The 13,890-nt window shown below is 41.8% G+C and carries 14 protein-coding genes; 7 read left to right on the forward strand and 7 right to left on the reverse strand.

The window, feature by feature from the left end; genetic code table 11:
• Position 1: 1 nt before the first annotated feature.
• The gene (locus tag IPJ09_14775) at positions 2 to 1,186 is read right to left on the reverse strand and encodes a glycosidase (protein ID MBK7372672.1); all 1,185 of its coding nucleotides are present in this window, start codon (positions 1,184 to 1,186) and stop codon (positions 2 to 4) included.
• A 44-nt stretch (positions 1,187 to 1,230) separates the two neighbouring features.
• Positions 1,231 to 2,295 (reverse strand): beta-mannosidase, encoded by a 1,065-nt coding sequence (locus IPJ09_14780; GenBank protein MBK7372673.1) that lies wholly within the window; start codon positions 2,293 to 2,295, stop codon positions 1,231 to 1,233.
• Between the two features lie 187 nt (positions 2,296 to 2,482).
• Here IPJ09_14780 and IPJ09_14785 point away from each other — a divergent pair, with 187 nt between their 5' ends.
• The 7 genes from IPJ09_14785 to IPJ09_14815 all read left to right on the forward strand — a co-directional run bounded on the left by IPJ09_14785 (position 2,483) and on the right by IPJ09_14815 (position 6,704).
• Positions 2,483 to 3,091 (forward strand): methyltransferase domain-containing protein, encoded by a 609-nt coding sequence (locus IPJ09_14785; protein ID MBK7372674.1) that lies wholly within the window; start codon positions 2,483 to 2,485, stop codon positions 3,089 to 3,091.
• Between the two features lie 121 nt (positions 3,092 to 3,212).
• Positions 3,213 to 3,527 carry a hypothetical protein gene (locus tag IPJ09_14790; GenBank protein MBK7372675.1) on the forward strand — a complete coding sequence of 105 codons (315 nt, stop codon included), beginning with the start codon at positions 3,213 to 3,215 and terminating at the stop codon, positions 3,525 to 3,527.
• A 32-nt stretch (positions 3,528 to 3,559) separates the two neighbouring features.
• Positions 3,560 to 3,823, forward strand: coding sequence for a hypothetical protein (locus tag IPJ09_14795; protein MBK7372676.1), 264 nt, complete (start codon positions 3,560 to 3,562; stop codon positions 3,821 to 3,823).
• Positions 3,824 to 3,961: 138 nt separating this feature from the next.
• Positions 3,962 to 4,525, forward strand: coding sequence for an RNA polymerase sigma factor (locus IPJ09_14800; protein ID MBK7372677.1), 564 nt, complete (start codon positions 3,962 to 3,964; stop codon positions 4,523 to 4,525).
• A 3-nt stretch (positions 4,526 to 4,528) separates the two neighbouring features.
• Positions 4,529 to 4,873 carry a hypothetical protein gene (locus IPJ09_14805; protein MBK7372678.1) on the forward strand — a complete coding sequence of 115 codons (345 nt, stop codon included), beginning with the start codon at positions 4,529 to 4,531 and terminating at the stop codon, positions 4,871 to 4,873.
• 104 nt (positions 4,874 to 4,977) lie between these two features.
• Positions 4,978 to 5,379, forward strand: a complete 402-nt coding sequence (locus tag IPJ09_14810) for a RidA family protein (protein MBK7372679.1) — start codon at positions 4,978 to 4,980, stop codon at positions 5,377 to 5,379.
• Positions 5,380 to 5,453: 74 nt separating this feature from the next.
• A complete protein-coding gene (locus IPJ09_14815; protein ID MBK7372680.1) occupies positions 5,454 to 6,704 on the forward strand; it encodes a cytochrome-c peroxidase in 1,251 nt (416 codons plus the stop codon).
• A 370-nt stretch (positions 6,705 to 7,074) separates the two neighbouring features.
• Here the strand turns inward: IPJ09_14815 and IPJ09_14820 are convergent, their stop codons facing one another.
• The 5 genes from IPJ09_14820 to eat all read right to left on the reverse strand — a co-directional run bounded on the left by IPJ09_14820 (position 7,075) and on the right by eat (position 13,699).
• The gene (locus tag IPJ09_14820; protein MBK7372681.1) at positions 7,075 to 7,341 is read right to left on the reverse strand and encodes a hypothetical protein; all 267 of its coding nucleotides are present in this window, start codon (positions 7,339 to 7,341) and stop codon (positions 7,075 to 7,077) included.
• A 233-nt stretch (positions 7,342 to 7,574) separates the two neighbouring features.
• Entirely contained in the window at positions 7,575 to 9,656 is a 2,082-nt protein-coding gene (locus tag IPJ09_14825; GenBank protein MBK7372682.1) for an aldehyde dehydrogenase family protein, read from the reverse strand.
• Between the two features lie 5 nt (positions 9,657 to 9,661).
• On the reverse strand, positions 9,662 to 10,810 hold the full coding sequence (locus IPJ09_14830) for an iron-containing alcohol dehydrogenase (GenBank protein MBK7372683.1): 1,149 nt from the start codon (positions 10,808 to 10,810) through the stop codon (positions 9,662 to 9,664).
• Positions 10,811 to 10,889: 79 nt separating this feature from the next.
• Entirely contained in the window at positions 10,890 to 12,248 is a 1,359-nt protein-coding gene (locus IPJ09_14835; GenBank protein MBK7372684.1) for a glutamine synthetase, read from the reverse strand.
• Positions 12,249 to 12,337: 89 nt separating this feature from the next.
• Positions 12,338 to 13,699 carry an ethanolamine permease gene (eat, locus tag IPJ09_14840; GenBank protein ID MBK7372685.1) on the reverse strand — a complete coding sequence of 454 codons (1,362 nt, stop codon included), beginning with the start codon at positions 13,697 to 13,699 and terminating at the stop codon, positions 12,338 to 12,340.
• Positions 13,700 to 13,890 lie beyond the last annotated feature (191 nt).

The raw sequence follows: 13,890 nt of genomic DNA on the forward strand, positions 1-13,890 counted from the left end.
TTTACCCAATGGATGAATGTGCCAAATTCAAATTGCGAGCGATGATATGATTTAATACCTCTACCGAGGCTGCAGATCTAAAACCATCTGCCGGAGTATGCATCACATAATCCAGCAAACGATCAATGCTGCTAGTCGCTACATGCATGCGCGTATCTGAAGATCCATAATATATAAACACCCTACCATCCGGATCAGCAATCCAACCATTGGAGAAAACAACATTACTGACATCGCCCACGCGCTCATCTCCTTCCGGTGCAAGAAAATAACCGGCTGGTTTGTGCGTGACTACCTGAGGATTATTAAGATCCGTCAGGAACATATACAATACATACCTTAAGCCAGCTGCCGTATTTCGAACTCCATGTGCAAGGTGCAACCAGCCTTGGGTCGTTTTGATGGGAGCCGGTCCCTGGCCATTTTTTACTTCGTACACGGTATGGTAGCGTTTTTCATCCAGGATGTACTCCTTTTCTACAATAGCCGGATTCATCGTCTCAGAATATCCATAACCGATACCCCCTCCGGTACCTGCTTCAATAAACCCATCCTGAGGTCGGGTATAGATAAAATATTTGCCATTGACAAATTGAGGATGCAGGACTACATTGCGTTGTTGTGGTGATGGCGATTGCAGATCAGGCAGGCGCTCCCAGGTGACCAGGTCCTTGGTTCGAGCGATGCCAGCTTGTGCGACTGCAGAAGACTCGTCTCCATTTTTTGCATTTGGATCTTTTCTTTCCGTACAAAAGATGCCATAGATCCAACCATCTTCATGTGCAACCACACGCATATCGTACAGATTGATATCAGGGTCACTCGTCTCAGGCATGGTGATCGGATGCTGCCAAAACTGGAACCCGTCGATTCCATTCGAACTCTCGGCGATGGCAAAAAATGATTTCCTGTCAGCTCCTTCTACGCGCACCACCAAGAGATATTTTTCGTTCCATTTTATTGCACCCGCATTGAAAGTCGCGTTGATGGCAAATCTTTTCATCAAATAGGGATTGGTCGCAGGATCCAGATCGTACTCCCAATGGAGTGGAGCATGATCAGCGGTGACGACAGGGTATTTATATTTTTCGTAAATACCATTTCCTGGCTGAACGACTTCATTCTTTTTACTGAATAAGGTAGTTTTGACCTGGCTCAACATCTCTAATCTCGAACTAAATTCCATAGGTATATACTGAATTAAAATATTTAATTTAAAGTACTCTTCTTTTAATGATATAAGTTGTCTAAGTCTTTTTCAAACAAGGTACCTGGCAAGTTAAAAAATCGAATAAAATCCTCCTGACTGCTATGCCCGGGGTAAGGTGCATAAAAATGATCTGGTCGACCATTGCGCCATACCAGGATATAACTTAAACCAGAATCAGAGATGATAGGATAGACGATACGGGTCCACCAATCATTTTCTGTCACTCGTTCAAGTCCCGTCTCCGTGATAGCATACAGTTTGTTTTTTTCAGTACCTAATTTTTTTATGGTAGCCACCATGCGTTTTGTATTGGCTATAAAAACAGAGTCTGAAAAAGGCGCATTGCGATGATAGGTATCAAATCCCAGGATATCTACATAGTCATCTCCTGGAAATCGCTCCAAATAATGCTCTTCGCTGTTAAAATTATCAGTAGAGTAAGCATACAAAATATTATGGACCTTCTTTTTTCTGATCAGATAGTCGACCGTCATCTGCCAAAAAGCTTTATACTCATCTGCTGTACAATGAGCAGCTCCCCACCAAAACCAACTACCGGTATGCTCATGGTAGGGTCTGAAAATGACAGGTATCAATTCTCCTTCTGGACCCTTTAAGCTTTTAATATAAGTGGCGAGTTTGCTCAGAATTTTTTTATATGCTTTTAGGTGCTTTCTATTATTCAGGACCTTCTCTATCGTGCTATCCATTTTATCCCAGGTAGTTTTAGATAGATCCAGCGGATTGTTGGGATGCCAACTGAGCGTGTTGATGCCTCCATTTTTATACACTTGCAGGATCGATTGACGCATGCTATTGAAGGGCACCTCGTCGAGGTTTCTTTCCTGCCCCAGCTCCAGGTGCCCAAGATCATGTCCCACCACGGCGGGGTGTGCCCCTGTAATGGTCATGATGTCAGAATGATTGACGCCACCAATCCATCTTGTTAAGTCAGCATTAAGCCCATATGCCAGTGCATCCTGGTGACCAAACATGACTCCTTTGGTACGCAAGTCAAACAGATGTTGGTAGAGTGCCCTGGTCTCTTTGGTCGCTTTACGATCAACCTGGCCAATAGATGTCATCGGAAAATAAAAATTAGATGCCAGCAGGCAACAAATTTGTAAGAAAAGGATCGAATAACTTTTAATTTTATACATGATAGCAAGCAAAATAATTTTAACTATCCATTCTACGATCCAAAGTACAGCTCTTAGTTCAAATTGATTGTTATCGGAGTTACTTTGTTTGACTAAAGATTATAATATTAAAATGAAAGATAAAATTGTATCATCGACAGCTGCTCTCAATGCAGATTTTTGGAACAATAAGTATTTAAACCATACTACGGGCTGGGATCTTGGGGCCGTATCTCCCCCCTTAAAGGCATATATAGATAGCCTGGATAATAAAGACCTTGCTATATTGATCCCAGGGGCCGGCAACGCCTATGAAGCTACTTACCTGGCAGATCAAGGATTTAAAAACATCACCATCATAGATATAGCTCCATCACTTATCGCCGATCTCAGGTCACGGACCAGCCATCAATCACAAATTCATATCATCGAAGGAGATTTTTTTGCACATCAAGGCCAGTATGAGTTGATTCTCGAACAAACCTTTTTTTGTGCATTGGATCCTGGTCTGAGAAGAAGGTATATCGACCATATGCACGAATTACTCCAACAGGGAGGACTGCTTGCCGGCGTATTATTCAATCGATATTTTGACCAGGCAGGACCACCATTTGGAGGTGACCTGGAGGAATACCAGAAACTATTCAGTTCAAAATTTGAAATTAAGAAAATGGAGCTTTGTAATAACTCGCATCCTGCCCGTGAAGGTTCAGAGCTTTTTATCGAATGCAAAAAGGGTTAGATTTTTTTTCAGGCATGGGCTAATTCATACTCTTTTAAAAAAATATTTTATTGCTCTTACAATAATTGTCATACTGGGTTGTCTTAACTGATATAACAATCAAATTAAAAACAACTAACAAATGAACAATCAAATTTTAAAAGCAGGCGCTTTGGGTGTCCTGGGTGGATGGGCACTATTTGCTTTCCCTTTTTTCTTGCTAAAGTCTGTCATATTCCTTGGGCTGATGGGATTTATGATCCGAATGACAATGGGCAGAGGATTTGGTAGGGGCTTCAGTCATGAACATGCTTTTGCAGGTCGTGGTCATCGATGGCAGCGATTCCAAAATATGAGTGATGAAGAGAAAAAGGCTTTTTTTGAAAAAATGAAGCATCGTGGTTGTCGCAATGCAGGAAAAGATGATTCCGGCATCGTCGAACCAATCAACAAGTAATTATCAAACAACTAAAATAATAAAAATCAAAAATGAAAAAAAGTACCCTTTGGCTAACAGGTATATTGACTGGCGTAATAACTTTTGTGTCTCTATTCTCTTTCTTTGGACATCATCATCATCTTAAAGATCATCGATGGGAGTGTTATGCATGGCAGAAAAATAATGCTGAAAGACCTCAGGATCAAACAAACAATCTTATGCATTCCTGGCGGCATTCCAATGATAAAGCAAGTCAGCATTGGCACCAACTAAAAAAGCCATGGGACAGAAATGAAAAACACTCTGGTAAATGACCATACTAAAAACTGACAAAGAATAGCAAATTTCGTCTATATTTATAAGCAGATGCTTCACCGTATCTGCTTATTTTTTTCTATTTAAATCCAACCATTATTCTGATCCTCCGGGCGGTCCTAAAAACCGTCATCACCATGAGCCAGCAACAACAAAAAGAAATAAAAATAACCAATTGGTTTGCCGAATATGGCAACCGTGTGCTGAGGTTCATCAAATCAAAAATAGGGGATCTTGAAGAGGCTGAAGATATATCCCAGGAGGTTTGGTATCAGCTATCACGCCAGGATGAACTGGATGATATTGAACAGATCAGCAGCTGGCTTTTTACTGCAGCCAATAACAGAGTGATTAATTTTTATAAAAAGAAAAAGACCATTCCTTTTAGCTCACTTGAAAAACCTGATTTGGGTGATGAAGATGGTGATGAGATAAGCGAAGGGCTATCCTTTAACGAATGGGCAGAAGCAAGTCTGCCTTCTGAAATACTGGAAAGCCAGGAGTTTTGGGATTTACTTCAAAAATTATTACTAAAATTACCACCTGAACAAAGGGAAGTATTCATCGAAAACGAAATGAATGATGTAAGCTTTAGAGAGATGTCTGAGAAATCAGGCGTATCCATCAATACTTTGCTGGCTCGTAAAAGTTATGCAGTAAAAAGATTAAAAAAAGAGTTTGAAAACCTATTTAATGACTAATAAATGAGAAAGCACAAAAAAAACTGGGTTGCAAGAATCATTTTATTTAAGCTGGCTTTGTTCGCCCTCCTGACTTATGCAGTGATGCTGCTTTGGAACAATATCGTCGTAGACTTATTTGGTTTGAAGTCCTTATCTTATTTTCAAGCGCTGGGTCTTTTGATCCTGGTCCGAATCCTTACGGGCAATATCGGTCCAAAAGGATTTAATAACCGGTCAAATTACCTGAGCGGAAAAGGTATGCTACAACAGCGCTGGAAAAGCATGAGTGCGGATGAAAGAAAACAATGGACGGAAAGGATGGGGAGGAGAGATTGGTCTATTGATAAAGAGCACGCTGGCGAGTAAATGATCAAAAAAAGTTTACTCGACTGTTGAAAAATACATTGAGAATTCTAAAATCGAGCATTACTGTCAAACCTTATTTTTTACAAAAGAAAAATCTTATCAAAATGCATGTCATCACCACACCCTCTATGCCAAAAGCCAATGGGCATTACTCACAATGTATAGCTCACTACGGAATATTATATTTATCTGGTCAGTTACCTATCGATCCAATTTCAAAAAACATTCCTGCCACTATCGAGGAGCAAACTGATCTGACCTTACAGAAGATCGAAGTCATCCTCAAGGAAGCCGGGAGCTCTAAAAACAATATATTACAAACAAGGGTCTATATCGCTGATGTAGCATTGTGGGCCCAGGTAAACGATCGTTATGCGCTCTTTTTTGGAGACCATAAGCCTGCAAGGTGTATTGTCCCAGTGCCTACCCTGCATTATGGATGTTTGATAGAGATAGAGGCAACTGCAGTATTACCTGATGCTGTTGGATTACAAAGTAGATCCTAACATACACATTCAAATCCTGTCATTGGATAATTCCACCAATTGAGAAAAGTTGATTACATTGTATTCAGGTTATCATGGTCACCTTCTTTAAAAAATATGCTTCTTCAGGTTGGAAAATAGAGAAAAAATACATCTGCTGCTTTTTGATTCCATTTATCCTTTTATTAATTGTGCAATGCACCAATCCTGAACCGGAAAAAAGGCAGATACTACCTGAGAAATCACAAAAAAGGAAAAATTTTGACTATTTAAGTCTATTTATTGCTCTACCCCAAAATGTAAAATCACCAAGCGATAACGCCCAAAGTCCAGAAAAGGTACAATTGGGAAAATTACTTTTTTACGATCCAATTTTATCTGGTGAAAAGGATGTGGCATGTGCTACTTGTCATCACCCTTCTAATGGTTATGCAGAATATAGAGATTTATCCATTGGTTCAAATGGCAGAGGCCTGGGTAGCAAGCGTGTTTTTAATAAACCCAATAAAATCCCTTTGGTCAAACGAAATGCACCCACCATACTTAATGTTGCTTTTAATGGAATTAATACAACAAATCAGTATACCCCTGAGAGTGCGCCGATGTTTTGGGATTTGCGCATAAATAGCCTTGAAAGTCAAGCTTTACTACCTATATTAACCTACGAAGAAATGAGAGGTACTCATTTTTCCGAGGATCAAATATTAAGTGAGATTATAAAAAGGTTGAAAAATATTCCAAAGTATGTGTCTCTATTCAAAGCTGCCTATGGAGGTTCCGGTGATATTAATGCCGAAAACATAGCGAAATCTATTGCTGCATTCGAAAGAACTTTGATAACCCCTAATACTCGATTTGATAGGTTTTTGCGCGGCGACGCAGACGCTATTTCATTGGCAGAAAAAGAAGGATTCCGTTTGTTTAAAAAGGTAGGTTGTGGTAATTGTCACAATGGCCCCATGTTTTCTGATTACCAGCCTCATATATTGGGAGTTCCTAAAAACCCTGAATTATTAGAAATGGATAAAGGGATAAAAGATACCTATGCATTTCGAACGGCTAGCTTGAGAAACCTTCGGTTTACGGCGCCCTATATGCATAATGGAAGTTTTAATAGTTTAAAAGAGGTATTGGAGTTTTATGAAGATATGGCAGATGGTAAAAGCCGACTTGAAGAGGTAACCAAACAGCAATTTGATCCATTGATCAGCGAGTTAAAATTGAGTGTAAAAGAAATGGAGCCTATTATTTCATTTTTAAACTCTTTAAATGATGCGGACTACGATAAAAGTATTCCCACATCTGTTCCCAGCGGATTGAATATAGCTGGAAATATTAAACCGTAATCGTGCATTAGAAATGCAATGATTATCTCCTTTGGATCCCGATGATGGATATCGGGATGGTGACAGAATCGTCAGTCAGCTGACGAAAATTATTTTCTCAATGAAAATAATTTTGTCAGGGTTTAACTGCCGACGATCAATATCGGCATCCTGATTGTAAACATCAGTGACCCGACCAATGAAAAATGCACTTAAAAGGTGTTTCTATTGCAATGCATTTCGAGTGCATTTTTCATTGCGTCGGCCCTTCGGGCAATCCATGCCTAATGCATGGATTGGGTTAAAAATAATTAATTACTTGACAAGATTGCCGAGATCGTGTTCGAACCAACGGGTTCCATCTTGTATGGTAATCCATGTTTCAATACCGTCAATACCCTTTACTACATACCGGACATTGACGAAAAGTTTCCACATTTTTTAGTTTGATGCCAGTGACATAGGTTTCCACAAACTGTTGAATAAACGCTTTTTGGTGTTCTGGATTATGATTGATATTGTCTTTGGTCTGATCGTCAACAAACTGGATATAACGATGATCATATTGCTGTCTTCCCCAACAATTTGGGCAAGCACCCGCTTCCACGATTTCACTTTCTGAAAAAATGTTGGAGGTTTTTTTATCTTCTGTACTCATCAGTCAAAGTTATGGGTTTAAAATGTATCAACTGAAGTAATACATTAATGTCGGAGTACAACTCCTCCTAAACCTATTCAAACAAAACCTGCAAGGTTCGCTTTCGCTCCTGCCAACACCCAAACCTCGCAGGTTTGTCTCCCGAGGCTTAGGGATGATTTTTCCATTCATTCGACCGCACACCCCAACCCTAAAGGGTGTCTCCCGAGGCTTATTGCCTATTGCCTATATTCCTATTTCCTCAAATGATACCCTTTCACTTTGGTAAAAGCCCTCAAACCTGCATGAGACAAGGTGACCCCAAAGCCTGATCGATTCCTGCCACTCCAGGGTAAGGCGGCACTCACCCGATCACAACAATTCCAATAGCCGGTGCCGGCATTGATCTGATGCAATATTTTTTCAGCACGGCTTTGATCGGCGCTATAGACTGAGGCGGTGAGTCCATACGCAGTATCCTGCATCAGATGGATGGCTTCGGCGTCATCTTGTACTTTCATGATGCCTATCACTGGTCCAAAAGATTCTGATCGCATGAGGTCCATGGTATGATCTACATCGACCAGGACAGTGGGTTCGAAAAAATAACCCGGTCCTTCTACTTTTTTGCCACCGGTAAGGATGGAAGCACCTTTACTTACAGCATCTTTGATTTGATTCTCTAAAAAGGCTAGCTGTTCTTTTCTGCTCAACGGACCAAAGTAAATACCGTCTTCTGTAGGTGCACCGGATCGCCAGGATTGCACTTCTTTTACAAACTCATCTACGTAGGACTCGTATATTTTTTCATGCACATAGATTCGTTCGACAGCACAACAGCTCTGCCCGTTATTGTAAAAAGCACCATCCGCGGTGCCTGCGGCTACTGCTTTGATATCGCCGACATCATCGGCTACATAGAGGGGATCTTTGCCACCGAGCTCACATTGGCAGGGCACCATTTTTTTAGCCACTTTTTCGTAAATATATTGTCCTGTTTTGCTGGAGCCTGTAAAATAGTAGCCGTCAAATGGCAGGTCGAGTAAGTTGTCGCCCACTTCAGCAGCGCCGATAGCGACTTGAAATACTGAGGGTGGTAACCCTGCTTCCTTGAGCAGTTTTTCTATTTCTAGTCCGGTTAGCACGGCATGTTCTGATGGTTTATACATCACGGCATTACCTCCTAATAAAGCAGGTACAATCACATTGATGCCTACGAGATAGGGATAGTTCCATGCAGAAATATTACAAATGACGCCCAGTGGTTCATAGACTATTTTCTCTACCATGCTATCACCACGGCTCATGATCTCTTCTGATAAATATTGTACTGCATGGTCTGTCAACCATTGAATCCGGGACCTGGCTCCGTTGATTTCATTGCGAGACTGGCTGAGTGGTTTTCCCACTTCAGAAGTAAGTATGGCTGCAAGGTGTTCAATGTGATCTGCCAACAAAACCGCAAATTGTTTTAAAATACGAATTCTTTCGTCCAGAGGTAGCTCGCTCCAGGCTGCTTGGGCTGATTTTAATAAGTCAAATTTTTTGAGCAGACTTTCAGGGGTATCTTCATTGAGCGTAGTGATTAATTCTTCTGTAGCTGGGTTGATGATAGGTAGTTTTTTCATATTGGTTTTTCTGATGGCGGTCAAAAAATGTTGTTTGATGTTTTCAGAATAAGGATTTTGTTGTTTTTGAAACATTCTTTCAGGATGCCATTGCACGCAGAGCATCCAGGGTTTATCGGTTTTATCATCAAACTCCAGGCCTTCTATTATTTTTTCTTCATCGTCATCATACGTATTGACTCTAAGATTTTCCCCAAGTGCTAGAGGGTCGATGGATTGATGATGTGCACTGTTTACATGACCGGAAGATGTACCTGCTACTTTATAGAGTAAAGTATCATGATCTGTTATGATGGTGTGCTCTTTGTCCGTGCCTTCACTCCGGTGCCTGACATTCTTATGATCAAGATCCTGAATCAATCGGCCTCCCTGCAATACATTGACTAATTGCATGCCTCTGCAAATACCGAGCAAAGGCAAATTATTCAATAGGGCATATTGAAAAATCTCTGCTTCAAAATAATCTCTATCCAGTTCATGATCGACGGGCTTGTTCTTATAATCCAAAGAGCCCTGATAAAAACCGGGATGTACATCGATGCCCCCTGTGAGAATAAATCCGTCACATTGATAGATATCTTCCCTATTGTTTTTTTCAAAGGATAGAAGCATCAATTCGAGATCATCCCCTAAGTCCTGGGAGGTAATCCATGACCAATAATGATGAAAATTAGTCCCGGTAAAAGAGATCCCGATTTTCTTTGTCATAGGGTTTATAATGCGCGGGTGTAAAGGTCTCTGAAGTTTTCTCTGCTCACCGGCTTGGGATTGTTGGGATGTGCAAAATCAGCCAGGGCCAGATCAGAAAGTTCGTCGATATGTTCTGCTTTCACTCCAATGTCTCGCAATCTGTGCGGGATATTTACTTTCGTGTTGAGGTCAAATAAATAATCCACTACCCCCTGACCGGATATTTCATTTAGCTCGAGGGTGCGGGCGATGCGGGCAAATTTTTCTTCAAACCCTTCTATATTAAATTGCATGCCGTAGGGGATATTGACTGCATTGGCGAGACCATGATGAGTGTCCAGCAGCGATGACAGCGGGTGTGCGAGAGAATGCACGACGCCCAATCCTTTTTGAAATGCAACGGCACCCATCAGCGAAGCGATGAGCATCTTGCTTCTGGATTCCAGATCAGGATGGTTGACTGCTTTTTCGAGTGATTGATGTATCAGGGAGATGCCTTCGAGTGCTATACCTTCACACAGCGGGTGGGGCATTTTGGCGATGTAAGCTTCCATATTGTGTGTCAATGCATCCATTCCCGTAGCAGCGGTAATATAGGCTGGCAATTCCATGGTCAACAGGGGATCAGCAAAAACAATTTTAGCCAATAGTTTTGGTGCAAAAAGTATCTTCTTTTGATGGGTTACATCGTCTGAGATGATCGCACTGCGACCGACCTCAGATCCTGTGCCTGCAGTCGTAGGTATGGTGATAAAATGAGGCACCTCATTGGTCACATACACATCACCCCCGATAAGATCATCATATTTAAAAAGGTCTTCGCGGTGGTTGACTCTGAGTACAATAGCCCTCGCCACATCCAGGGCAGCACCACCACCGATGCCGATGATACTATCCCGATGGGTATGATCATAGACCTCTCCTCCTTTATACACATCAGACTTGACAGGGTTTTTATGAATGTCGAAAAATACTTCTGTTGAAATATTTTTTTTCTTCAAGTCCTGGAGGATCTCTTTAAAAAAATCCAAGCCAGACACTGTAGGATCTGTGACGATCAAAGGCCGGGTAAGTCCGTTTTTTATAAGATAATCTCCCAGCTCCTTACTGGATCCTGCTCCAAATCTAATCGTCGTAGGAAAATTATATTGATAGATTTTATCAAAGGTCATAGCATTGATTTAGTAGGATGCAAAAGTGCACATTTGTATATTATGGTTGTATTAAAGAAACCAGAAAAAGATTTCCCATTTATATGATCTCAAAGTAGCGTCTATATTCCCAGTCAGTCACTGATTTAAGGTGCTGGCGCCACTCCCACTCCCGGGTTTGAGTAAAATGTTCAACAAATGGAGCACCGAAGAGTTCTGAAGCCACCTCCGAGACTTTCATTTGTTGGGTCGCTTCTATCAAAGTAGTCGGGAGGATGCCATTGGAGGTATCGCGATAGCCATTGCCTACGACAGCAGGTTGTTCCAGTTTTAATTTGTGCCTGATACCATATAATCCTGAGGCCAGGCAGGCTGCCATCGCCAGGTAAGGATTGACATCTGATCCGATCACCCGGGTCTCTAATCTACAGGAGGCAGCGCCTCCTGAGAGCACACGCAACGCTACGGTGCGATTGTCCAGGCCCCAGGTCAGTGTAGTTGGAGCCCAGGCACCTTCGACCAGTCGCTTATAACTATTGATCGTAGGCGCAAACATAGGGAGGATATGAGGCAGACAATATAACTGACCGGCCACATAACTTTTCATCAGTTCACTCATATGCTTTGGATCCTTGTCTGCATAAAAAAGATTTTTTTTGCCTGCTTTGTCCCACAGACTCTGGTGCACGTGTCCGCCACAACCTGGCAGGTTCTCATTGATCTTAGCCATGAAGGTAGCGATGACACTGTGTCGATAGGCGATTTCTTTGACTGCTGTTTTAAATAAAGTGGCACGATCGGCCGCTTCCAGGATACCCGCATGACCGATAGCGGCTTCGTAAGTCGCAGGGCCTGTCTCCGTATGTATGCCCTCTAAAGGCACATTAAATTTTTTGAGTAAGTCGTACAAATCTGAGAAGTAGGAATTTTCTAAGGAGCTTCTCAGTATAGAATAACCAAACATGCCCGGCGTCAAAGGGGTGAGGTCTTTAAATTGTTTGTCCTGGATAGACTGAGGAGTTTCTGCAAAATTATACCATTCAAATTCCTGGGCAAAAATGGGCGTGTACCCTGCTTTATTGCTTTCGCTTAATACCTTTTGTAATAATTGCCTGGGACAGACCGTAGAAGGGGCACCTTTTTCATCTGTGAGTTCTCCCAGGAAAAACGGAACATCCTGCTCCCAGGGTATTTTGCGAAATGTATTGATATCTATGACTGCAGGACTGTCCGGATACCCGGTATGCCAACCAGTATATGTCCCATTGTCATAAGCTACATCGGCAGCATCCCAGCCAAAGATGACATTGCAAAAGCTCATGCCTTTGTCTATAATGGATAAAAACTTTTCCGATGAGACATATTTTCCTCTCAAGATGCCGTCAATATCTGTAAATGCAAGCTTTACTTTTCCGGAAGGATGATCTTTGACATATTGGAGGATTTGTTTGCTGGTCATGATGGTTGTTTAAAATTTGGGTTTATAGTTCCCAGACCTGAAAAATTAAAATTTATTATATCCTTGCGAAAGTGAATCTAGAGATCATGCTATCCCGACTTGCCATAGCACAGTTTAAAAGCGGCATAACTTATACCTAATAACAAAAAATATACCAAAGCAAGCCTGGCATTGTAAACCGTCATGGCGACAAAGGAAAAACCGGCGATCGCCAGTGCAATGAGCGGAAATGCCGGATACATGGGCACCTTGAATGGGCGTTCCAGTGCAGGCTCAGACTTTCGTAGGCGCAACAGTGCGATCATCGATACAATATATAAGGTCAAAGCACCAAATACAGAGAGGGTGATGATCTCCGCTGTTTTACCGGTGAGTAAAGCTATGATGCCTATGAACATATTGATTATTAAGGCATTGGAAGGGGTCTGAAACTTAGAGTGAATCTTGCCTAAAAAGGCCGGTGCAAACCGCACGCGTCCAAACTCAAAGCTGGCTCTTCCTGCAGCCAGGATGATACCGTGAAAAGATGCCACCAATCCAAATAATCCAATCGTGATCAATAAGTGGTATAGCAGATTGTTATTTCCCACGATATGACTCAGCGCCAATGGTAAGGGAGAGTCAGAAGTGGTCCCGTCTGTTTTATAGACGATGGCTTCCCAACCTGCTACTCCTACCGAGCTTGCAAAAGTCAGGATACAAAGTATCACCAGGGTGAGGATAGCTGATCCAAATCCAAGGAGAATAGTCCGGCGGGGATTGATGGCTTCTTCTGCGACATTGGCTACCCCTTCGATGGCCAGGAAAAACCAGATGGCAAATGGTATGGCTGCAAACACACCTTGCCATCCATGTGGAAAGGCATTGTGCTGAAGGTTTTTGACTTCGAGGTGGGGCAGGCTGATGCCTGCAAATAACAATAACTCGCCTACGGCAAGCAGGGTGATGACCAATTCAAATGTGGCTGCGGCCCTGACACCATATATATTGAGCCCGGTGAAAATGATATAACCTAAAATAGCAATCGTCAATACAGGGATATGCGGAAAAAACAAATTAAAATAAACCCCGATGGCAAATGCGATAGCAGGCGGCGCAAAGATGAATTCTATATTTTGAGCCATACCGGCTATAAATCCCCAATCTTTGCCCAATGCCCTGGTAGCATAGTCAAATCCACCGCCAGCTTTGGGTATGGCACAGGCCAATTCAGTATAACTAAAAGTAAAAGTGATATAGAGGATGATGATAAAAAAAGTGGCGATCGCCAGGCCAAGGGTCCCTCCTTTTTCAAGGCCGAGGTTCCACCCGAAGTACATGCCCGATATGACATAACCTACCCCCAGGCCCCAGAGCATTAGTGGAGTAAGGGATCGTTTGAGTTCAGTAGGTGGTGCCAAGATGGATGAATTTGTGATAAATATCGGAAAATAAAGTAGTTCTACGCCCATAGCTTTATCCGTTTGAGGAAATCTTCCGTAATTCCCATTAAACTCACATCCTCCCTATAGGATATCTAAAGTTTTTTCAATTATCCATATATATTGAGTTTCGTATGTAAAGATTTAATCAAAATCTTTACATAGGCTAGGCTTTTTTATCAGATAGAGCTGTTATAAGATTTTTCTATTTGTATAATTTT

Source organism: Saprospiraceae bacterium (genome assembly GCA_016709995.1).
Lineage (GTDB): Bacteria > Bacteroidota > Bacteroidia > Chitinophagales > Saprospiraceae > JADJLQ01.

Coding starts and splice junctions, on each gene's coding strand:
- IPJ09_14775 (MBK7372672.1), bottom strand. CDS start 1,186: ATGGAATTTAGTTCGAGATTAGAGATGTTGAGCCAGGTCAAAACTACC.
- IPJ09_14780 (MBK7372673.1), bottom strand. CDS start 2,295: ATGACATCTATTGGCCAGGTTGATCGTAAAGCGACCAAAGAGACCAGG.
- IPJ09_14785 (MBK7372674.1), top strand. CDS start 2,483: ATGAAAGATAAAATTGTATCATCGACAGCTGCTCTCAATGCAGATTTT.
- IPJ09_14790 (MBK7372675.1), top strand. CDS start 3,213: ATGAACAATCAAATTTTAAAAGCAGGCGCTTTGGGTGTCCTGGGTGGA.
- IPJ09_14795 (MBK7372676.1), top strand. CDS start 3,560: ATGAAAAAAAGTACCCTTTGGCTAACAGGTATATTGACTGGCGTAATA.
- IPJ09_14800 (MBK7372677.1), top strand. CDS start 3,962: ATGAGCCAGCAACAACAAAAAGAAATAAAAATAACCAATTGGTTTGCC.
- IPJ09_14805 (MBK7372678.1), top strand. CDS start 4,529: ATGAGAAAGCACAAAAAAAACTGGGTTGCAAGAATCATTTTATTTAAG.
- IPJ09_14810 (MBK7372679.1), top strand. CDS start 4,978: ATGCATGTCATCACCACACCCTCTATGCCAAAAGCCAATGGGCATTAC.
- IPJ09_14815 (MBK7372680.1), top strand. CDS start 5,454: ATGGTCACCTTCTTTAAAAAATATGCTTCTTCAGGTTGGAAAATAGAG.
- IPJ09_14820 (MBK7372681.1), bottom strand. CDS start 7,341: ATGAGTACAGAAGATAAAAAAACCTCCAACATTTTTTCAGAAAGTGAA.
- IPJ09_14825 (MBK7372682.1), bottom strand. CDS start 9,656: ATGACAAAGAAAATCGGGATCTCTTTTACCGGGACTAATTTTCATCAT.
- IPJ09_14830 (MBK7372683.1), bottom strand. CDS start 10,810: ATGACCTTTGATAAAATCTATCAATATAATTTTCCTACGACGATTAGA.
- IPJ09_14835 (MBK7372684.1), bottom strand. CDS start 12,248: ATGACCAGCAAACAAATCCTCCAATATGTCAAAGATCATCCTTCCGGA.
- eat (MBK7372685.1), bottom strand. CDS start 13,699: ATGGGCGTAGAACTACTTTATTTTCCGATATTTATCACAAATTCATCC.